This is a genomic window from Candidatus Brevundimonas colombiensis, from assembly GCA_029202665.1.
GTDB lineage: Bacteria > Pseudomonadota > Alphaproteobacteria > Caulobacterales > Caulobacteraceae > Brevundimonas > Brevundimonas colombiensis.
Genome location: CP119326.1, coordinates 850,192 through 870,449, shown reverse-complemented (window position 1 = coordinate 870,449; position 20,258 = coordinate 850,192). Strand labels below are relative to the sequence as shown.

Sequence of the window (20,258 nt, the reverse complement as noted above, 5' to 3'; positions counted from 1 at the left end):
TAGGATGACGAAAGAAATAGCTTCGACGTTCAGCCTTTGAACGAAGCGACGGCGGCGATGACTTTGGCTTGCGTCGCCTCGTCCAGATCCGAATGCATCGGCAGGCTGACGACTACGTCCTTCAGCCGTTCGGTCACGGGCAGGCCGCCCGCGCCGCGCGGATAATGCTCATAGGCGGGCTGCAGGTGCAGCGGGATCGGATAATAAACCGCCGTCGGCACGCCCTGTTCCTTCAGATGTGCGGCCAGACCATCGCGGTTTGGGTGTTCGATCGTATATTGCGCCCAGTTGGAGATATTGCCTTTGGGCACGTCTGGAACCTTGGCGACATGGGGGCGCAGGCCCTCATTATAGCGGGCGGCGGCGGCGTTTCGCCATTCGATCTCCTGGCTGAAGACCTTCAGCTTTTCGATCAGCACGGCGGCCTGGATCGTGTCCAGACGGCTGTTCAGGCCGATGCGCATGTTCAGATATTTGGGGTCGTGGTCGAAGCTACGGTCCTTCAGGTCCACCGCGACGGCCTTGCCGTGGACGCGGACGGAATCCATCAGCTGGGCCAGTTCCTCGTCATTGGTGAGCACCGCCCCGCCGTCGCCGTAGCAGCCCAGCGGCTTGGCCGGGAAGAAGCTGGTGGTGGTGACGTCGGCCCATTTCAGCGGATGGTCGCCGTCGATGGTGCAGCCGAAGCCCTGCGCCGAATCCGAGATCAGCTTCAGCCCATGCTTGTCGCAGATAGTCTTGATCGCCGCATAGTCGGCGGGCTGGCCGAACAGGTCCACGGCGATGACCACGCGCGGGGTCAGACGACCCTCGGCCTTGATCGCCGCGATGGCGCGGTCCAGCGCGGCCGGATCCATGTTGTAGGTGTCGGCGTCCACATCGACGAACACCGGTTCGGCGTCGAACCAGGGTACGACCTCGGCGGTGGCGGCGAAGGTGAAGCTGGGCACGAAGACCGCGTCGCCGCGTCCCACGCCCCAGGCCATCAGCGGCAGGGCCAGGGCGTCGGTGCCGTTGGCGCAGCCCAAGGCGTGTTTGGCGTGGCCGAAGGCGGCGAGATCGGCCTCGAACTGGCGCACCTGCGGACCCATGACCCAGGCGCCGCCGACGACGGCGTCCTGAACGGCGGCCTCGATCCTGCCGGCGAGACGCAGGCGCTGGGCCTGAAGGTCGATGAAGGGAATCATGGGGTCGCTCTCTCCATATCAGGATCGGGGCAGCGTCGCGGCCGCCCCTGTGCGGGCCGCCGATGTCGCGCCGTCCTAGCAAGATCGAGCGCGAGGGCCAAATCGCTGGGCGTCACATCGCGTTGCCCTTTGCTACCGTCGCTTTCGCTTGGCGGCGGCCGGGCTCATGTTCTAAGCCAGCCCCATGATCGCCCTCGCCGCCGCACAGACCAGGGTCTCCAACTGGCTGTTCGACCATGCCCTGCCATTGTGGGCCGAACGCGGCGTGGACGCTGGCGGCCGCTTTTTCGAACAGCTGGATTTCGACGGGCGCCCCGTCCTGGGCCAGCGTCGGCGCACGCGCGTGCAGGCGCGCCAGATCTATGTCTTCTGCGAGGCCGTCGCCTTGGGCTGGGAGGCTGGGCGTGGCGTGGCCCAGGCGGGGCTGGATTGCCTGATCGCCAGCGGACGACGCGACGACGGGCTGTGGATCGGCGCGACGGACGACAGCGGCGCGGCGACGGATGCGGCGCCCGATCTGTATGACTTGGCGTTCGTGATGTTCGCTTTGGCCGCCGCGCACCGCGTGCTGGGCGATCCGCGCGCGCGTCCCCTGGCGCTTGAGACCCTCGCGGCGATCGAGGCGCGGATGGCCGCGCCGCACGGCGGATGGCACGAAGCCCTGCCGCCGCGCCTGCCGCGCCGTCAGAACCCGCACATGCACATGCTGGAGGCCATGCTGGCCTGGCAGGCGACGGCGCCCGATGCGGCGTTCGCGGCGGCGGCGGACGTCTCGCTGGATCTGTGTCGGCGTCGCTTCACGGTCGATGGCGCGATCCGCGAATATTTCGGGGCCGACTGGCGGCTCGATCCGCAGAACGGTCAGGTGATCGAGCCGGGTCACCTGGAGGAATGGGCCTGGCTGCTGCGTCAGGGCGGGCCGTTGGACCCCGCCGCCGCAGCGACCGCCGAGACGCTTCATCGTCGCGCGGTGACGCAAGGCCTTCGCGACGGCTTTTTGATTCGTGAGATCGATCCGTCAGGCGCAGCCCTCGACGCCGGTCGGCGCTTGTGGGCCCAGACCGAAGCAGTGCGGACAGGTCTGAGCTTCGAGGACGCAGGCGTGGCGGATCTGATTCACCGCATTCTGGACACCCATCTGGCGACCGATACGCCCGGCCTTTGGATCGACGCCTATGAGGCGGACGGGCGATCCAACGACCGCGCGGCGCCGGCTTCCAGCCTCTATCATCTGATGACCGCGTTTTCCGAACTGCTGAGACTAGACACATGACCGGAACACCCGCCGCCTTTCTGGATCGCGACGGCGTCCTGATCGAGGATTGCGGCTATCCGCATCGGCCTGAGGATCTGAAGCTGACGCCCGGCGTGGCGGCGGCCGTGCGCCGGATGAACCAGGCGGGGTATCACACCGTCATCGTCACCAATCAGGCGGGCGTGGCTCGCGGGCTGTTCGACGAAGCGCAGATGCACGCCTTCAACACCCTGCTGGTGGAAGCCCTGGCTGAACAGGGCGCGGTCATCGACGCGGTCTATGCCTGCCCTTTCCATGCCGATGCGGTCGAGGCGCGCTATCGCCATGCCGACCACCCGGACCGAAAGCCCAATCCCGGAATGCTGATCCGCGCCATCGCCGAACACGGTCTGGACCCCGCCCGCAGCTTCATCATCGGGGACCAGCCCACCGACATCGAGGCGGGGCGGCGGGCAGGGGTGAAGGGCTTTCTGTTCACAGGCGGCGATCTGGATGATTTCGTGCGCGAGACCGTCGGACTGTAAGGCGTCGCATTTCCTCGGACGATGAATTAGTCTGGCGAAAACCCTGGAGGAGATCGCCATGCCGGGTCCGCAGTCGCCTGATCCCAAATCGTTCGTCGAGCGGCGCTGGACCTCGCCGGACGGCCTTAACCTGTTCGCCCGAGACTATGCGGCCGGCCCCGGCCCGGCGCGAACGCCGGTCATCGCCATCCATGGCCTGACGCGAAACAGCGCGGATTTTGAGGCCATCGCGCCGCTGATGGCGCAGAACGGCCGGCGGGTGCTGGCCGTGGACGTCAGGGGACGGGGCCTGTCGGATCGCGCGCCCGATCCGATGACCTATACGCCGGACGTCTATGCGCGCGATGTCCTGGCCCTGATGGACCAAGCAGGGATCGCGCGGGCGGTCTTCGTCGGCACCTCCATGGGCGGGTTGATCACCATGGCCTTGACGGCGATGAGGCCGAAGGCGGTGGTCGCGGCCCTGCTGAATGACATCGGACCCGAGGTGGCGCCCGAGGGGCTGGCGCGCATCGCCGCCTACAGCGGCCAGAAGGTCCAGATCGACACCTGGGCCGACGCGTCGGACTACGCCCGCCGGATCAACGCCGTCGCATTTCCGCATTACGGCGACGCCGACTGGGCAAGGTTCGCCCGACGTATCTTCCGCCAGGGGGCGGATGATCGGATCGCCCTGGATTACGACCCCGATATCGCCGTGCCGATCCGGGCGGCGGGGGCCAAGGCGCTGGTTCCCGACCTGTGGCCGATGTTCCGGCGTCTGGCGCGCAAACATCCAACCCTGTTGGTGCGCGGCGCAACCTCGGACCTGCTGAGCACCGACATCGCCGCGCGGATGCGCAAGGCGGCGCCCGCCATGGCCTATGTCGAGGTTCCCGGCGTCGGCCACGCCCCCATGCTGGACGAACCGGAAGCCAGGGCGGCGATCTTCGCCTTCCTGGCCAATGTGGATTAGTCCTTGGTCGGATCGACGCGCGACGTGTCGCCATAGGTCAGGGCGAGGAAGACATCTTCCAGGTCCGGGTCCTCGGTGGTGATGTCGGCGATAGTGACGCCCGCGGCGCGGACGGCGTTGATGACCTGTTCCACGGACGACTGGCCCTTCTTGTAGGCGACGGCGAAGGCGCCGCCCGGCCGGGCCGTGACCTCGAAGCCCGCCAGCACCGGCGGCGTCGCCTGGGGTGTTTCCGGCGTCACGACGACGTTGCGGCTGTCCAGACGGCGCAGCAATTGCGGCGTCGGCTCGCAGGCCACCACCTCGCCCCGGTTGACGATGGCGATGGTGTCACAGAGCTCTTGCGCCTCTTCCAGATAGTGGGTGGTCAGGACGATGGTCACACCCTCTTCGTTGATGCGGCGGACATAGGCCCACAGCTGACGACGCAGTTCGACGTCCACCCCGGCCGTCGGCTCGTCCAGAATCAGAATGGGCGGATTGTGGACCAGGGCCTTGGCCACCATCAGGCGACGCTTCATGCCGCCGGACAGGGCGCGGACATAGGCGTTGGCCTTGTCCGACAGACCAAGGGCCGCCAGCAGTTCATCGGAGCGGCGTTCGTCCTTGGGCACGCCATAGAAGCCCGCCTGCACCTCCAGGGATTCGCGCGGGGTGAAGAAGACGTCGGCGACGATCTCCTGCGGCACGACGCCCAGAGCCGCTGCGGCGTCGCGCGGCTCCTTGTCGATGTCGCGGCCCCAGATGGTCACCGACCCTTCCGACTTCTTCACCACCCCGGCCAGGATGTTGATCAGGGTCGACTTGCCCGCGCCGTTCGGACCCAGCAGGCCAAAGACCGAACCGCGCGGAACGACCAGATCGACGCCACGCAGGGCCGTCTTGGGCGGCGCCTTCTTGGACCCGGCATAGGTCTTCTTCAGCCCGCGCACCGCGATGGCGTTGTCGGGCAGGGCGGGGGTGTCGGACATGATCGGCTATTCACTCGGGCGGGACGGCGAGCGGCATAGGTAGGGCGCGCTGCCGCATTCGCCAACCTGATCAAGGAGGATGACACGACAAGCGTCCCTGCCGTTGTGTCAATGATACTTGACTAGCATGACTGCAATGTCCAGTGTGCTTGTCATAAAGACAACCTAGCTTGATGGAGACTGTCGTGACCGCCGTTCAAAAAACCAAGACGCCCCTGACCCGCACCCGCCTGATCGGCTTGGCGGCCATGGGCGTCTGCGCCATCGGCTATGTCGGCGGAGGATTGGCGCTGTTGGCGGGCAAGACCGATCAGATTGAAATGGCGCAGGCGGCCATCCTCGGCGCCGGCCTGCTGCTGATCGGCGAGATCGGTCTGTGGGTCGGCGCGGCCTGTCTGGGGCTGACGCTGTTCAAGAAGCGCAGGGCCATGCTGAACCGCCTTCTCGGCCGTCGTCCGTCAGCCACCTCTGAGGTTTGACCTTGGGGGCGGGTCCGCCTAGGAAGCCCGCAAGCCTTCCAAATCGGACCCCGCCATGCCCCCGCGCCACGCCGACGCCATCATCCCGCCGCCCGAAGAGATCGTCGTCTCCACCAAGCGCGTGGCCTGCGACGGCGGCGGCGGCGCCCTGGGCCATCCGCTGGTCTATATGGACATGGGCGAGGACGACTTCATCGAATGCGGCTATTGCGACCGCCGCTTCGTCCTGTCGGCCCATCCGCATGACGAGAACGAATATCTGAGCCCGGCGGCCCGCGCGGCCGAGGCTCACTAAAGGCCGTAACCTCAGTTCAGTCGCGAGGTCGTGAGGTCCGGGTCTATAGGATCGCAGACAGCCTGTACGGATGGAGAGCCGCCCTTTGCGTTATCTGCACACTATGGTCCGCGTGACGGACATCGACGCCTCGCTGCATTTTTACTGCGATCTGTTGGGTTTGCAGGAAGTGCGCCGCACTGAGAACGAAGTCGGCCGGTTCACCCTGATCTTTCTCGCCGCGCCCGGAAATCTGGCGCAGTCGGCGGCGGAACGCTGTCCAGAGGTCGAGCTGACGTTCAACTGGGACCCGCAAGCCTACCCGGGGGGGCGCAACTTCGGCCATTTGGCCTATAAGGTCGACGACATCTACGCCGCCTGTCAGCGCCTGATGGACGGCGGGGTGACGATCAACCGTCCGCCCCGCGACGGCAATATGGCCTTTGTCCGTTCGCCGGACGGCATCTCCATCGAACTGTTGCAGGAAGGCGAACCCCTGGCGCCGGCCGAACCCTGGGCGTCGATGCCTAACACTGGGGTCTGGTGATGGGTCTGCGGCGGGCCGCATCGCTGTCGGCCTTGGCGCTGACGCTGTCGGCTTGCGCCTCGACCACCGAAAGCAACATCGGACGCACGGCGACCGAGCAGCTGCTGCTGGCGCGCGCCGCCGACCGGGCCATCGAAGGTCTGGTCCTGCCTCTGCCGCTGGGGGCCTCTGTGTTCGTGGACGACGCCTATTTTCAGGGCGAAGGCAGCCGCTACGCCGTCAGCGCGATACGCGCCGCCATTTCCGACGCCGGCTTCAGCCTGGCCCGCACCAAGGACGAGGCCAACGCGGTGTTTGAGGTTCGCGCCGGGGCTCTGTCGCTGGAGCAGATGCGGCGCGTCTTCGGCCTGCCGGAAATGCGGATTCCGATCAATGAAAGCCTGAACGTCGTCTCCCTGCCCGAGCTGTCGGTCTACAGCCACCGCGACCGGGTCGGCGTCGCGGAATTTTCAGGCTTCCTCTATGAAGCCAAGACCGGCGCGCCGCTGGGCGCCGTCGTGCCGATGATCGGCGCCTATCGCATCCGCAGCCACAAGGCCTTCATGGTCGTGTCCTGGGGCCAGCAGCAGGCCCAGCCCGGCCAGCGCGACCCGGGTTCCAGCTGGACCGAATTCTGATCCTGAGTTACGTTCGCCGTTGCTAGGGAAACCGCCATGACCGTCGAACCCACGATCGCGATCATCCTGGTGTCGGTGTTTGCGCCGATCTTCATCTCCGCGGGCATCGGCATTCTGATCTGGCGCAAGCTGGGGCCGGTGAAGCTGAACGATCCGGTTCGGGGCGAAGTGCTGGTGGTCGCCGCCAGTCAGCCGCCGGAAGCGGGCGTGGGGTCGTCGAACTATGCGCTGGACGGCGTGCTTTCGGGACCGGGCGTCGACGCCTTGGCGGTTCACGGGGCCGGTTTCGCACGAGCCTCCAAATGGCCCTCGCCGGGCCAGACCCTGCCCGTCGTATTCGAACGCCAAGACCCCGCCCGGTTCAACATCGTGTGGCGCGAGATCGAGAGCGGGGCGGTCGCGGGCCGAAAGGCCGCCTTGATGATGGCCGAGCGCATGGCCGGCCGAGGCGAAAACACCATCGACGTGACGGGCGCGACCCGCCAGGGCGCCGAACGACACGACGGTCTGCGGCGAGAAGGCCGCCGGGGTCAGGCCACGGTGTCCGCCGTGGACGCCAAAATGCGCGATGATGGCTCCAGCTTCGCCGCGCTGGGTCTGCGTGTCACACCCGAGGATGGAGCGCCCGCCTATGACACCGGCCTGACGATCGAATTCCGGCCGGAATCCGTCGCGCGCAGAGACTTCTTCTGTCGGGTCGGGGCGAGGTTCCCGGTGCTGATCGACGCGCGTGAAAAACTGACGGTCATGCCGGACCTCGAGCACCTGCCCGAAGGTTTGTCGCCGTCTGCTGCGATCCAGACATGACGGCGGCGAGGGCGCATCCTATGTTCGCCCCATGTCCGACGCCTCCACCGACCTTCCCTCCGCCGACGCCGACCAGGCCGAACGTCCCCTGACGCAGGATGGCCCCGCGCTGCGGCTGTGGATGATCGACGCCTCGGCCTACATCTTCCGCGCCTATCACGCCCTGCCGCCGTTGACGCGCAAGTCGGACGGCCTGCCGGTGGGGGCGGTCCAGGGCTACTGCAACATGTTGTGGAAGCTGTTGAAGGACATGAAGGGCGCGGATGGTCCGACCCATCTGGTGGCCATCTTCGACCATTCGGACAAGACGTTCCGCAACACACTGTACGATCAATACAAGGCCCACCGCCCGCCGCCGCCCGAAGACCTGATCCCGCAGTTCCCCCTGGTGCGCGAGGCGACGGCGGCGTTCGGCGTTCACTGTGTCGAACTGCCCGGCTATGAGGCCGACGACCTGATCGCCACCTACGCCTGCAAGGCGCGGGATAGGGGCGGCGAGGCGGTGATCGTGTCGTCCGACAAGGACCTGATGCAGCTGATCGGCGGCGGCGTGGTCATGTGGGACCCGATGAAGGACCGGCGTCTGGCCGAGCCTGAGGTATTCGAAAAGTTCGGCGTCGCGCCCGAGAAGATGGTCGATCTGCAGGCCCTGATCGGCGACAGCGTCGACAATGTGCCGGGCGCGCCCGGCATCGGCCCCAAGACGGCAGCCCAACTGCTGGACGAATATGGCGATCTGGACAGCCTGCTGGCGCGGGCGGGCGAGATCAAACAGCCGAAGCGCCGAGAGACACTGATCAATTTCGCCGATCAGATCCGCCTGTCGCGGGAACTGGTGCGCCTGACCTGTGACGCGCCCGCGCCTGAGGCGATCGACGATTTCGCCGTTCGCGACCCCGATCCCGCGATCCTGTCGGCCTTCCTTGAGACGATGGAGTTCCGCTCGCTGCAACGTCGGGTCGGCGACGGCAAGGCCGGGCCCAGCGAGGTTTCGGCCTTTGCGCCCAAGCGCGCGCCCAACCTGTCGGCCCCGGTCGCCACGCCGCGTTATGGCCAGGTCGTGGACGGCCCGGCCGAGGCTCAGACCTTCGACCACTCGACCTATGAATGCGTTCAGACCGAGGAGGCGCTGGATCGCTGGATCGCGCGCGCGACAGAGGTCGGGGTGGTCGGTTTCGACACGGAGACCGACGCCCTGTCGGCGACCCATGCGGGCCTGTGCGGCGTGTCGCTGGCGGTGGGGCCGAACGAGGCCTGCTATATCCCCCTGACCCACGAGCATGAGCCGCAGGCCAATGACGGCGGCCTGTTCGGAGAGCCGGGCGAGGCGCGCAAGCCGATCCATCAGCTGGACAAGCCGACGACCTTGGCCAGGCTGAAGACCCTGTTGGAAGACCCTTCGGTCCTGAAGGTGTTGCAGAACGCCAAATACGACATCGCCGTCATGGCGCGCCGGGGCATCCGCGTGGCGCCCTATGACGACACCATGCTGATCTCCTATGTGCTGGAGGGAGGGCTGCATGGTCACGGCATGGACGAGCTGGCGCGGCTGCATCTCGGCCACGACCCCATACCGTTCAAGTCGGTGGCAGGGACGGGCAAGAGCCAGAAGTCGTTCAAGCACGTCGCCTTGAGACCCGCCTCGGAATACGCCGCCGAGGATGCCGATGTGACGCTGCGTCTGTGGCGCATCCTGAAGCCGCGTTTGGCGCGCGAGGGCCTGTCCACCGTCTATGAGACGCTGGAGCGGGGAATGCCGACGGTCCTGGCCGAGATGGAGACGGCGGGCGTCCGCATCGATCCCGACCGGCTGAAACGCCTGTCCAGCGAGTTCGGCCTGCGCATGGCCGAGCTGGAGGTCGAGGCCGAGCGAATCGCCGGCCGGCCTTTCAACATCGGCTCGCCGCGTCAGATCGGCGAAATCCTGTTCGGAGAGCTGAATCTGCCGGGCGGCAAGAAGACCGCATCCGGCCAGTGGGGCACCGACGCCAGCGTGCTGGAAGAGCTGGCGCTGAGCCACGATCTGCCGCGCACCATCCTGGACTGGCGCCAGCTGTCCAAGCTGAAGGGCACCTATACCGACGCCCTGATCGCCGCCGCCGATCCCAAGACCGACCGGGTCCACACCTCCTATCAACTGGCGGCCGCCTCCACCGGGCGTCTGGCGTCCAGCGACCCGAACCTTCAGAACATTCCGATCCGCACCGAGACAGGCCGCGAAATTCGTCAGGCCTTCATCGCCGCGCCTGGCCATGTGCTGATCAGCGCCGACTACAGCCAGATCGAGCTACGCCTGCTGGCCCATATCGGCGATATCGCCGAGCTGAAACGCGCCTTCAAGGCGGGGCTGGACATTCACGCCGCGACAGCTTCGGAAATGTTCGGCGTGCCGGTCGAGGGGATGCCGGCCGAGACGCGCCGCCGGGCCAAGGCCATCAACTTCGGCATCGTCTATGGCATTTCCGCCTTCGGCCTGGCCAACCAGCTGGGCATCGATCAGGGCGAGGCCGGGGCCTATATCAAGACCTATTTCGAACGCTTCCCCGGCATCCGCGACTATATGGACAAGACCAAGGCCGAGGTGCGCCAGACCGGCTTCGTCTCGACCGTCTTCGGCCGTCGCATCCACATTCCCGCCATCCTGTCCAAGTCGGGCGCCGAGCGGCAGTTCGGAGAACGCGCGGCCATCAACGCCCCGATCCAGGGCGCGGCCGCCGACATCATCCGCCGCGCCATGATCCGCATGCCGGGCGCCCTGGCCGAGGCCGGGCTGAAGACGCGAATGCTGCTGCAGGTCCACGACGAATTGGTGTTCGAGGCCCCGCAAGCCGAGGCCGAACGCGCCATTCCGGTGATCCGCCGCATCATGGAGAAGGCCGCCGAACCGGCCGTCGCCCTGACCGTCCCGCTTGTCGTCGACGCCCGCGCCGCCGCCAACTGGGACGAGGCCCACTGATCGGTCGTCAGGCGGCGACCATGCCGATGTCGTCGGGGAGCTCGCCGCGGCCCAGAAGGCCGGTTTCGAAGTCCATGAAGATGTCCATCAGCTCCTCGACATTGACCGGCGAGGCGCCGGGGCCGAAGCGGAAGCGCCAGTAGCTGACGATGTGCTGTACGGCGCCGAGTTGGTCGCCCAGTTTGGCGAACATGGACGGGGCGTCCAGCAGGAAGTCGCGAAAGGCGGTGGGGCGGCCTTCCTGCGTCAACTTGGCGTAGGCGTCGTCATAGATGCGCAAGGTGCGGCTGACCTCGTCGCAGGTCTTGATGATGCGGCCGCGCAGGACGTCGCGGCTGCGGGCCAGATATTCCTTGGCGGCGCGGTCGATCTTTCCGACCGGGCGAATGGTGCGGACAGCCTCGGCGACATTGGCGACGTCGCCCAGAAGCGCCGCCAGGGTCCATTTGTAATAGAGGAAGCCTTTCCAGCAGAAGACGCCCTCCTGATACTGTTCCGGCGCCAGACGCAGCGTCAGCCGCAGGGCGTCCAGCTGGTCGCCGGGCGTGTTGGACAGGATCTTGGCCGCCATCCGTCCGGCTGAATCGGCGCTGATCGCCACCGTGTCGGATCCCAGGCTGAGGGTGACGAGGGGTTCGATCTCGCTGCGCACGAAAGCCAGCATCCGTTGAAGATCGCTTTCGCTGATGGAGAAATAGCAGGCGGCGGGGTCCAGCCCGCCGCGCCGCAGTTGTTCGCGCAGCAGGAAGGGATCGAGCGACGGCAGTTTATCGATCAGGCGCAGGGTTTCGATGTCGGGATGGTTCGCGGGAACACCGAACGCCTCCATCATCATCCGCTCGAAGCCGATCTGATTGACGAAAACGTAGCGACCGCCGGTCTTCAGATCCGCGTCATCGATGGGGATGACGACCTTGGTGGCGACCTGCCGACGGCCGGTGAAGAGATCGGTCTCGTTGCGGCGCAGGCGGTGTTTGATGATCAGGGCGCGGTTCAGCGCGGCGGTGCGGAAGATGGGGAAGCTGGCCCATTCGGGATTACGCACGGCGCCGTCCGGGCCGCTGTCGCCGTTTTCTTCCCACACCCGCAGCAGGTTCAGCACCCGGGCGGTAGAGGCCGAGCTTTTCAGATGTTCCAGGCTGCGGACGGCGCGATCAGTCATGCGATCAGCCTAGACGCGAAATCGTCACCAAATGGCTTAGGTTGTCGCTGAAAAGAACAGGGATCGCCGAGGCGATCCCCGAACAGTTGAACGTGCGACGATCAGAAGGCGGCCGTGACCGAAACCCACAGGCGGCGCGGCTCCTGATTGTTGGCGAACTCCGGCGCATAGGCCACGGGGGTTCCGTAGGGCAGGAGGCTGACGAAGTCCTTGTCGAAGACATTATAGACGACCGCATTGACGGTCAGATTGTCATCGACCCGATAGGCGCCGCCCAGATGGAACAGGCTGTAGGCCTTGTAGTCGCCGAGTGCGGTCTGGGCGTCGCCTGCGCCCCGGTAACGCGACGACCGATATTCGCCGCGCAGCCACAGGTTCATCCGGTCGTTGGCGACCCAGCGCAGATTGGCGTTCAGCATGTGCTCGGGCGTATCGGTCAGGGGCTGGCCGGCCGCCGCGCCCGACTTCTGTTCGCTGTCGGTGAAGGTGTAGTTGCCTTGAAGCGTCCAGGCGTCGTCGAAACGGAAGCGGGCCGTGGCCTCGACCCCCTTCGTCACCGCCTCGTCGATGTTCACGCTCTGGCCAAAGGTGGGAACCGTTGAGATATAGGCGGTGTAGAAGCCCACGTCGTAGCAGCCGGATGTGTTGTACCCGCCGGCGGCATATTGTTCAGGCGTCAGTTTGAACAGGCAGTTGGCGATCGGGACGCCGGTGGCGATCTTGTCGTCGAACTGGTTGTGGAAGACCGTGATCCCGGCGCGCAGGCGCTGGTGGTCATCGTACAGCACCGCGAACTCGGTCGAGGTCGAGGTTTCCGGCATCAGGCCGGGACTGCCCAGGAGCGGCAGGCGGCCCTGAGCGCCGAAGCCGTTGATGCCCGAGGCCAGCTGTTCCAGGCGCGGCGTCTTGAAGCCTTGGCTGACGCCGCCTTTCACGGTCCAGACGGCGTTGGGGTTCCACACCAGATAGGCGCGCGGGCTGAAGTGAGAGCCGAAGGTCGAATGGTCGTCATGACGCGCGCCCAGCGTCAGGGCCAGGCCGTCGGTGAAGCGCCATTCGTCCTCGGCGAAGATGGCCCACTGGGTGTGATTGAATGTGCCGGACACCACGCCGTCGGTCATTTCGGCGTCCCAATGCTGGCCGCCGACGGTGAAGGTATGGTTGCGCCACTGGGAGAACAGTTTGGTGTCGAAGATACGGTTTTCGCTCTCAAGCGTGCGGCCGCCGCCGGCGCCGGCGACGCCGTTGGGAATGATCCGACCCCGGGTCTCGGTCTTGGCGACCGAATAGTTGGATTCCAGCACGCCGAAGGGCAGGCGCCAGTTGTGGGCCACCGCGATCTGATCGCGATTGAACTCAAGGAACTTGTCATAGCCGCCTGCGGTGGTGGCCGTGCCCATCTGGCCCTTCGAATTGTCGTACCACTGGCGCGTCACGTCGCCGTCGATCCACAGATCATGGTCGGGATGCAGGTTGAAGGCGACCCGGCCGCCGGCCGACCAGATCTGGTTGGCGGTGGCGCTGCGGCCGAAGCCCGACACCGGGGTCTGGACCCCGGCGACCGTCTCATAGGTCAGTCTGGACTGTTCCCGCTCCGAGCGCGACGCCCGGATCGAGACGCCGACACGGTCCGCCACCAGCGGCCCGGCCAGATAGACGTCGCCGCCGCGAATATCGCCGAACTCATCATCTCCCTGCAGCGTATAATGGGCCGTCGCCGACCCGTGCCAGTCATCGCCGATCTTGCGCGTGATGATGTTGACCACCCCGCCCATGGCGTCGGACCCATACAGGGTGGAGACGGGGCCGCGCACCACCTCGACCCTGTCGATGGCCGAGACCGGGGGCAGGAAGCTGGTGGCGGTTTCACCGAATCCGTTGGGCGTGACGCTGCCGGCCGTGTTCTGGCGGCGGCCGTCGATCAGGATCAGGGTGTAGTCCGATCCCATGCCGCGAATATTGATGGTCTGACCACCAGACTTGCCGACGGCGGCGCCGGTGTCCACGCCTTCGACATTGTTCAGGATTTCGGCGATGGAGACGGCCCGCACCTCCTCGATCTCCGCACGGGGGATGACGCTGATCGAGGCGGGGGCCTGATTGATCCGTTGTTCGAAGCCCGAGGCGGTGACGACGATCTCGCCGAGTTCCGAAGGCTGGACGGTCGAGGACTGAACGGCGGTCTGCGCCACGGCGGCGTTCGCGGTCAGGCCGAAGGCGAAGGAAACGCCGGCCAGCAGGCGTGCGCGGGTCGAAATCGTCATGATGGAACAGTCCCCTATATTTGCGAGCGCTTCTCAACAGCATTCGCAATCGTCGTCCAAGGGGGGTGCGCCCATCCGTCGCAAGCGGAGCCTTATCGCCTGTCGTCCGAAGCCGCGCGCTGGCGTCCGGTCGCGATCCGGGTCTAGAACGAGACCATGCAGATTTTCGACCTTCTGATCGTCGCCGCCATCGTCGCCGTGACGATCACCTTGGGCCTTGGTCTCTACTCGCTGTTTCGCGGCGGAGATTATGCCCGGACCCATTCCAATCGGCTGATGCGTCTGCGCGTCGGGTTGCAGGCCGTGGCGGTCCTGCTGCTGGTGATCGGGATGATGTGGAAAGCGACGCGGGGCGGCTGATCATGGTGACGCTGAACAAAATCTACACCCGGACCGGCGACGGCGGTCAGACGCGGCTGGCTTCCGGCGCGCCCGTCTCCAAGACCGACGCCCGGGTCGAGGCCTATGGGGCGGTGGACGAACTGAACGCCGTGATCGGCATAGCCCGCCTGAACAGCGGCCAGAACGACCGGATCGACGCCATGCTGGGCCGTATCCAGAACGAACTGTTCGACCTGGGCGCCGACCTGGCCACGCCGCTCGACCCGCCCCCCGCGTGGGAGGCGCTGCGGATCATCGACAGCCAGGTCGAGCGGCTGGAACAGGAAATCGACTGGATGAACGAGAGCCTGAAGGCGCTCGACAGTTTCATTCTGCCGGGCGGCGCGCCCCTGTCGGCGCATCTGCACATGGCCCGCACCGTCTGTCGTCGGGCAGAACGCGAGGCGGTGCGCCTTGTCGAGGCCGGGGAGGCGGTCAACGGCGCGGCCGTGCGGTATCTGAACCGGCTGTCGGACCATCTGTTCGTCGCCGCCCGCCGCGCCAACGCCAATGGCGCCGGCGACGTCAAATGGAAACCAGGCGCGACCCGCTAAGCGCTGTCCTCAGGCTGCCGGTCGTGCGGCCGCCAAAGCCGCCTTCTGCCGCTGGGCCTCGGCGGCGCGGGCGCGGCTTTCGGCGGCGAGTTCATGTTCGATGCGAACCAGTTCGCGGTTTTTCTCGGCCGAGGCCTCCTCGCGCGACACGCCAATGGGGCGGCCGGTGATCTGAGCGATGGAGATGGGCTGGGCGCAGATGCGGCTGTCCATGTCGTACCATCTGCCCGCCGCCTCGCACCGCTTGCCCGGCGCGACCCAATAATCCTGCAGGACGAAGATCCCCACGATGGCGACGCCGAAAAGGCCGAAGAAAATCATCGCCAGGCGGGGAAAGGTCAGGAAACGCTTCATCTTGTGGTCCGTTAGGTGAGGATCTCAGCCGCAGCTTGACGCCGCGTTACATTGACAGGCCTTCGCGACCGCTCCATGTCCCTGCCTCTACATTCAGGCGATTTCACGGATAGACCCATGAAGGTACTCGTCCCCGTCAAACGGGTGATCGACTATAACGTCAAGGCCCGCGTCAAGGCGGATCAGTCGGGCGTCGATCTGGCCAACGTCAAAATGAGCATGAACCCCTTCGACGAGATTGCTGTCGAAGAGGCGGTTCGTCTCAAGGAAGGCAAGGAGCATCACGCCGCCGGAACCGCGACCGAGATCGTGGTCGTCTCCATCGGCGTGACCCAGGCCCAGGAAACCATCCGCACCGCCCTGGCCATGGGCGCGGATCGCGGCCTGCTGATCCAGTCGGATACGGATCTTGAGCCGCTGGCGGTCGCCAAACTGCTGAAGGCGGTGGTCGAGGAAGAAAAGCCCGATCTGGTCCTGATGGGCAAACAGTCCATCGACGGCGACAACAATGCGGTGGGCCAGATGCTGGCCGCCCTGCTGGACTGGCCCCAGGCCACCTTCGCCGGCAAGCTGGTGATCGACGGCGGCAAGGCTACGGTGACGCGCGAAGTCGACGGCGGCCTGCAGACCATCGCCGCCGACCTGCCCGCCGTGGTGACGGTGGACCTGCGTCTGAACACCCCGCGCTATGCGTCGCTGCCCAACATCATGAAGGCCAAGAAGAAGGAGATCGCCGTGAAGGCGGTCGCCGACTACGGCGTCGATGTCGCCGATCGTTTGAAGGTCGTGAAGGTCACCGAACCGCCCAAGCGTTCCGCCGGGGTCAATGTCGCCGACGCCGCCGAACTGGTTTCCAAGCTCAAGTCCGCGGGAGCGCTGTAATATGGCTGTCCTCGTCATCGCCGATCACGACGGTTCGACCGTTCGCGACACCACCAACAAGACCGTGACCGCCGCACTCGGCCTGTCGTCCGACGTGGACGTTCTGGTCGTGGGGCAGGGCGCACAGGCCGCCGCCGACAGCGCCGCCAAGATCGCTGGCGTCCGCAAGGTGCTGCTGGCCGAAAGCGCCGGCCTGGGTCATGGCCTGGCCGAAGCGGTCGAGGCGACCGTCGTGCCGCTGGCGGCAAACTATGACGCGATCCTGACCCCGGCCTCGACCGACGGCAAGAATTTCGCGCCGCGCATCGCCGCCAAGCTGGACGTCGCCCCGATCTCCGACATTGTCGAGGTCGTCTCACCCGATACTTTCGTCAGGCCGATCTACGCCGGCAATGCGCTGGAGACGATCCAGTCGTCAGACGCCAAGAAGGTGATCACCGTGCGCCCGACAGCCTTCGCTGCCGCCGCCGAGGGCGGTTCGGCTTCGGTCGAGAGCGTCGCCGGCGCCGAGGCGTCCAAGACCGCCTTCGTCTCCGAGGAAATGGTCAAGTCGGACCGCCCCGAACTGGGCGCCGCCAAGATCATCGTCTCAGGGGGCCGCGCCCTGGGCTCGGCGGACGAGTTCCACGCCGTGATGGAGCCTCTGGCCGATAGGCTGGGGGCCGCCATCGGCGCCTCGCGCGCCGCCGTCGACGCCGGCTATGCGCCGAACGACTATCAGGTCGGCCAGACCGGCAAGGTGGTCGCGCCCCAGCTCTATATCGCCGTGGGCATCTCCGGCGCGATCCAGCACCTGGCGGGGATGAAGGATTCCAAGACCATCGTCGCCATCAACAAGGATCCAGACGCGCCGATCTTCCAGGTCGCCGACTATGGCCTGGTCGCGGACTACAAGACCGCCGTGCCCGAGCTGATGGCCGCCCTGGGCTGACGCCCAGGCGATAAACCCTGCGAGGGGCGCGATGTCGGAGCCGACATCGCGCCCTTCACGTATCTGGGAGCGATGGATGGCGATCCTGGCCGTAAAGCTGCAGCCCGGCGCCGCGATGGAGCGAATCGACGGCTGGGATGTGGATGCATCCGGTCGAAGGGTTCTGAAGGTGCGCGTTCGCGCGCGTCCTATCGATGGGGAGGCCAATGACGCCCTGATCCGGTTTCTGGCCAAAAGCCTGGATCTGCCGAAATCCGCTGTCGCCCTCACAAGAGGTGGTCAGTCCCGGCTTAAGATGATCGCTTTCGAGGGTGTGGACGAGGACGCGCTCCTCCTCCGAATTGCGGGGCGGCTTAGCGGCGCGTGAAGAAGGCGACGAATATCGCGATCGGCGCGTTGTCTTCCAGACGCGGAGAAGACGAACAATGGCCGACCCTACGCAAGTGCGAATCCTTCACGCCCGCAGCGGCGTGATCCTTGAACAGCGGGATGCACGGTTCGCTGTCGTCAGCCTGAGGGCGGAGGCGCCGACCCTATTCGACGATGAAGGCCGAGCGCGGCAGGCGTTCGATACCGAGGTGGCCCGGGTCGAGAGCGACCCCGAACTGATGTCGAGACTTGGCGGAGCCTGATCCTGGAGGACGACGTCCAGCGTCACGCGACGTTCGCCGATCCTGACTCCGCCAGATTTTTGGTTCCGTTCTCAGATTCCCCTTGCTGCGGAAAGTGGTGGCCCGTATAGGGCTGCCTCGCTCGGAGACGGGCTGGCCTGCGGGGCCTTGGAGACTGGATTTCCGGGGTTTTGTTGGGGGTGAGAGGTTGAGAAACTTCTTGCTTTCCTGGGTTGGTTTGATTAGTCTCCGCGCTTCAATCGAATCGCCGGTTTGGTGAAGGGGCAAGCCTCTTGGTTTTCTCCGGTGGTTTTTTGCGGTTTGAAGGGTTCGCTCTTCGGGTTTGCGAAATCTCTGAAAAGAGCGGTTGACAAGAGGTTCGGCGGTCCCTAAATCGCCGCCTCCGCCGACGACACGGCGCTAAACAAGTCGGGCCGCTGAGGCGGTTCTGGTCTTTGACATTGTTGATATGGAAAGAGAAACGCAGGCGGCGGTGTTCTTGCGATGACCCTTCGAGGTCATCATACGACACTGACTATCTGCGGTCTTTTTGAAAAGATACCATGCGTCGGTCTTCGGATCGATGACGTGGGAACTCGTCAATAAAATACGTAGAACTAATGCCAAGGTCACTTCGGTGATCTTAAGCTTAGGTCAGAAGTCAACTCAACCTGAGAGTTTGATCCTGGCTCAGAGCGAACGCTGGCGGCAGGCCTAACACATGCAAGTCGAACGAACTCTTCGGAGTTAGTGGCGGACGGGTGAGTAACACGTGGGAACGTGCCTTTAGGTTCGGAATAACTCAGGGAAACTTGTGCTAATACCGAATGTGCCCTTCGGGGGAAAGATTTATCGCCTTTAGAGCGGCCCGCGTCTGATTAGCTAGTTGGTGAGGTAAAGGCTCACCAAGGCGACGATCAGTAGCTGGTCTGAGAGGATGATCAGCCACATTGGGACTGAGACACGGCCCAAACTCCTACGGGAGGCAGCAGTGGGGAATCTTGCGCAATGGGCGAAAGCCTGACGCAGCCATGCCGCGTGAATGATGAAGGTCTTAGGATTGTAAAATTCTTTCACCGGGGACGATAATGACGGTACCCGGAGAAGAAGCCCCGGCTAACTTCGTGCCAGCAGCCGCGGTAATACGAAGGGGGCTAGCGTTGCTCGGAATTACTGGGCGTAAAGGGAGCGTAGGCGGACATTTAAGTCAGGGGTGAAATCCCGGGGCTCAACCTCGGAATTGCCTTTGATACTGGGTGTCTTGAGTATGAGAGAGGTGTGTGGAACTCCGAGTGTAGAGGTGAAATTCGTAGATATTCGGAAGAACACCAGTGGCGAAGGCGACACACTGGCTCATTACTGACGCTGAGGCTCGAAAGCGTGGGGAGCAAACAGGATTAGATACCCTGGTAGTCCACGCCGTAAACGATGATTGCTAGTTGTCGGGATGCATGCATTTCGGTGACGCAGCTAACGCATTAAGCAATCCGCCTGGGGAGTACGGTCGCAAGATTAAAACTCAAAGGAATTGACGGGGGCCCGCACAAGCGGTGGAGCATGTGGTTTAATTCGAAGCAACGCGCAGAACCTTACCACCTTTTGACATGCCTGGACCGCCACGGAGACGTGGCTTTCCCTTCGGGGACTAGGACACAGGTGCTGCATGGCTGTCGTCAGCTCGTGTCGTGAGATGTTGGGTTAAGTCCCGCAACGAGCGCAACCCTCGCCATTAGTTGCCATCATTTAGTTGGGAACTCTAATGGGACTGCCGGTGCTAAGCCGGAGGAAGGTGGGGATGACGTCAAGTCCTCATGGCCCTTACAGGGTGGGCTACACACGTGCTACAATGGCGACTACAGAGGGTTAATCCTTAAAAGTCGTCTCAGTTCGGATTGTCCTCTGCAACTCGAGGGCATGAAGTTGGAATCGCTAGTAATCGCGGATCAGCATGCCGCGGTGAATACGTTCCCGGGCCTTGTACACACCGCCCGTCACACCATGGGAGTTGGTTCTACCCGAAGGCGCTGCGCTGACCGCAAGGAGGCAGGCGACCACGGTAGGGTCAGCGACTGGGGTGAAGTCGTAACAAGGTAGCCGTAGGGGAACCTGCGGCTGGATCACCTCCTTTCTAAGGATGCTTCTCCAGGCCGTCTCTCACGAGACTGTCTATTGAGGCTCCAATAAACGGCGGAACGCCGCCGTCTCCGTTTCTCTTTCCACTTTCGTCATCGACGCTTCGACCATTCGGGTCGTTGAGTTGGTGACGCGATCGCGAGCCTGGGTCTTTCGACCTGGCTGTCGCTGCCATAGGCCCGTAGCTCAGGTGGTTAGAGCGTACGCCTGATAAGCGTAAGGTCGGCAGTTCGAGTCTGCCCGGGCCTACCAGGACTTCTGGTTCGCTGGGGGTTCTCAGCCTCAAGACGGCATCGCCGACAGCTCTCCTGGGCTTCGCACCGTTCCTCGGAATGGGGCCATAGCTCAGTTGGTAGAGCGCCTGCTTTGCAAGCAGGATGTCGTCGGTTCGACTCCGTCTGGCTCCACCAGGCC

The 20,258-nt window shown here is 64.8% G+C and carries 20 protein-coding genes, 2 tRNA genes and 1 rRNA gene; 18 read left to right on the top strand and 5 right to left on the bottom strand.

Annotation, left to right across the window (positions count from 1 at the left end; all coding sequences use genetic code 11):
- Nucleotides 1-29: 29 nt before the first annotated feature.
- Nucleotides 30-1,187 carry a DegT/DnrJ/EryC1/StrS aminotransferase family protein gene (locus P0Y50_04070; protein WEK40791.1) on the bottom strand — a complete coding sequence of 386 codons (1,158 nt, stop codon included), beginning with the start codon at nt 1,185-1,187 and terminating at the stop codon, nt 30-32.
- 184 nt (nt 1,188-1,371) lie between these two features.
- On the opposite strand from P0Y50_04070, the gene P0Y50_04065 reads away from it, so the two are divergent.
- Genes P0Y50_04065 through P0Y50_04055 form a run of 3 tightly spaced genes read left to right on the top strand, consistent with a single transcriptional unit; the run spans nt 1,372 to nt 3,921 of the window.
- A complete protein-coding gene (locus P0Y50_04065; protein WEK40790.1) occupies nt 1,372-2,460 on the top strand; it encodes an AGE family epimerase/isomerase in 1,089 nt (362 codons plus the stop codon).
- Nucleotides 2,457-2,966, top strand: coding sequence for an HAD family hydrolase (locus P0Y50_04060; GenBank protein WEK40789.1), 510 nt, complete (start codon nt 2,457-2,459; stop codon nt 2,964-2,966). Before P0Y50_04065 ends, P0Y50_04060 begins: the two co-directional genes overlap by 4 nt.
- A gap of 58 nt (nt 2,967-3,024) precedes the next feature.
- Nucleotides 3,025-3,921, top strand: coding sequence for an alpha/beta hydrolase (locus tag P0Y50_04055; protein WEK40788.1), 897 nt, complete (start codon nt 3,025-3,027; stop codon nt 3,919-3,921).
- On the opposite strand, the gene P0Y50_04050 is transcribed toward P0Y50_04055, so the two are convergent.
- Nucleotides 3,918-4,892, bottom strand: a complete 975-nt coding sequence (locus tag P0Y50_04050; protein ID WEK40787.1) for an ABC transporter ATP-binding protein — start codon at nt 4,890-4,892, stop codon at nt 3,918-3,920. The two genes, P0Y50_04055 and P0Y50_04050, sit on opposite strands and share 4 nt — an antisense overlap.
- A 185-nt stretch (nt 4,893-5,077) precedes the next feature.
- On the opposite strand from P0Y50_04050, the gene P0Y50_04045 reads away from it, so the two are divergent.
- The 6 genes from P0Y50_04045 (at nt 5,078) to polA (ending at nt 10,572) form a co-directional block, all read left to right on the top strand.
- Nucleotides 5,078-5,371, top strand: coding sequence for a hypothetical protein (locus tag P0Y50_04045; GenBank protein ID WEK40786.1), 294 nt, complete (start codon nt 5,078-5,080; stop codon nt 5,369-5,371).
- A 55-nt stretch (nt 5,372-5,426) separates the two neighbouring features.
- Nucleotides 5,427-5,666, top strand: a complete 240-nt coding sequence (locus P0Y50_04040; protein ID WEK40785.1) for a zinc-finger domain-containing protein — start codon at nt 5,427-5,429, stop codon at nt 5,664-5,666.
- Nucleotides 5,667-5,751: 85 nt separating this feature from the next.
- The gene (locus tag P0Y50_04035; protein WEK40784.1) at nt 5,752-6,192 is read left to right on the top strand and encodes a VOC family protein; all 441 of its coding nucleotides are present in this window, start codon (nt 5,752-5,754) and stop codon (nt 6,190-6,192) included.
- Entirely contained in the window at nt 6,192-6,809 is a 618-nt protein-coding gene (locus P0Y50_04030) for a hypothetical protein (protein WEK40783.1), read from the top strand. Before P0Y50_04035 ends, P0Y50_04030 begins: the two co-directional genes overlap by 1 nt.
- A gap of 36 nt (nt 6,810-6,845) precedes the next feature.
- On the top strand, nt 6,846-7,616 hold the full coding sequence (locus tag P0Y50_04025; protein WEK40782.1) for a hypothetical protein: 771 nt from the start codon (nt 6,846-6,848) through the stop codon (nt 7,614-7,616).
- Nucleotides 7,617-7,647: 31 nt separating this feature from the next.
- A complete protein-coding gene (gene polA, locus P0Y50_04020; GenBank protein ID WEK40781.1) occupies nt 7,648-10,572 on the top strand; it encodes a DNA polymerase I in 2,925 nt (974 codons plus the stop codon).
- A gap of 7 nt (nt 10,573-10,579) precedes the next feature.
- On the opposite strand, the gene P0Y50_04015 is transcribed toward polA, so the two are convergent.
- Together P0Y50_04015 and P0Y50_04010 are read right to left on the bottom strand one after the other, a co-directional pair.
- A complete protein-coding gene (locus tag P0Y50_04015; GenBank protein WEK40780.1) occupies nt 10,580-11,734 on the bottom strand; it encodes a hypothetical protein in 1,155 nt (384 codons plus the stop codon).
- Nucleotides 11,735-11,835: 101 nt separating this feature from the next.
- Nucleotides 11,836-13,998 (bottom strand): TonB-dependent receptor, encoded by a 2,163-nt coding sequence (locus P0Y50_04010; GenBank protein WEK40779.1) that lies wholly within the window; start codon nt 13,996-13,998, stop codon nt 11,836-11,838.
- A 156-nt stretch (nt 13,999-14,154) separates the two neighbouring features.
- Here P0Y50_04010 and P0Y50_04005 point away from each other — a divergent pair, with 156 nt between their 5' ends.
- Nucleotides 14,155-14,358, top strand: a complete 204-nt coding sequence (locus P0Y50_04005) for a twin transmembrane helix small protein (protein WEK40778.1) — start codon at nt 14,155-14,157, stop codon at nt 14,356-14,358.
- A gap of 2 nt (nt 14,359-14,360) precedes the next feature.
- Entirely contained in the window at nt 14,361-14,933 is a 573-nt protein-coding gene (locus P0Y50_04000; protein WEK40777.1) for a cob(I)yrinic acid a,c-diamide adenosyltransferase, read from the top strand.
- Nucleotides 14,934-14,942: 9 nt separating this feature from the next.
- Here P0Y50_04000 and P0Y50_03995 read toward each other — a convergent pair whose 3' ends face one another.
- Complete coding sequence (locus P0Y50_03995) at nt 14,943-15,287, bottom strand: hypothetical protein (GenBank protein ID WEK40776.1); 345 nt, start codon at nt 15,285-15,287, stop codon at nt 14,943-14,945.
- 117 nt (nt 15,288-15,404) lie between these two features.
- Here P0Y50_03995 and P0Y50_03990 point away from each other — a divergent pair, with 117 nt between their 5' ends.
- From P0Y50_03990 to P0Y50_03960, 7 genes are all read left to right on the top strand, one after another.
- Nucleotides 15,405-16,169: an electron transfer flavoprotein subunit beta/FixA family protein gene (locus P0Y50_03990; GenBank protein WEK40775.1), complete on the top strand. Its 765-nt coding sequence runs from the start codon at nt 15,405-15,407 to the stop codon at nt 16,167-16,169.
- A 1-nt stretch (nt 16,170) separates the two neighbouring features.
- Nucleotides 16,171-17,100 (top strand): electron transfer flavoprotein subunit alpha/FixB family protein, encoded by a 930-nt coding sequence (locus tag P0Y50_03985; protein ID WEK40774.1) that lies wholly within the window; start codon nt 16,171-16,173, stop codon nt 17,098-17,100.
- Between the two features lie 76 nt (nt 17,101-17,176).
- The gene (locus tag P0Y50_03980; protein WEK40773.1) at nt 17,177-17,467 is read left to right on the top strand and encodes a DUF167 domain-containing protein; all 291 of its coding nucleotides are present in this window, start codon (nt 17,177-17,179) and stop codon (nt 17,465-17,467) included.
- Nucleotides 17,468-17,525: 58 nt separating this feature from the next.
- On the top strand, nt 17,526-17,732 hold the full coding sequence (locus tag P0Y50_03975) for a hypothetical protein (GenBank protein ID WEK40772.1): 207 nt from the start codon (nt 17,526-17,528) through the stop codon (nt 17,730-17,732).
- 646 nt (nt 17,733-18,378) lie between these two features.
- Nucleotides 18,379-19,839: ribosomal RNA gene (locus P0Y50_03970) — 16S ribosomal RNA — on the top strand.
- A 180-nt stretch (nt 19,840-20,019) separates the two neighbouring features.
- Nucleotides 20,020-20,096 (top strand) — tRNA-Ile (locus P0Y50_03965).
- Nucleotides 20,097-20,178: 82 nt separating this feature from the next.
- Nucleotides 20,179-20,254 (top strand) — tRNA-Ala (locus P0Y50_03960).
- Nucleotides 20,255-20,258: the final 4 nt, after the last annotated feature.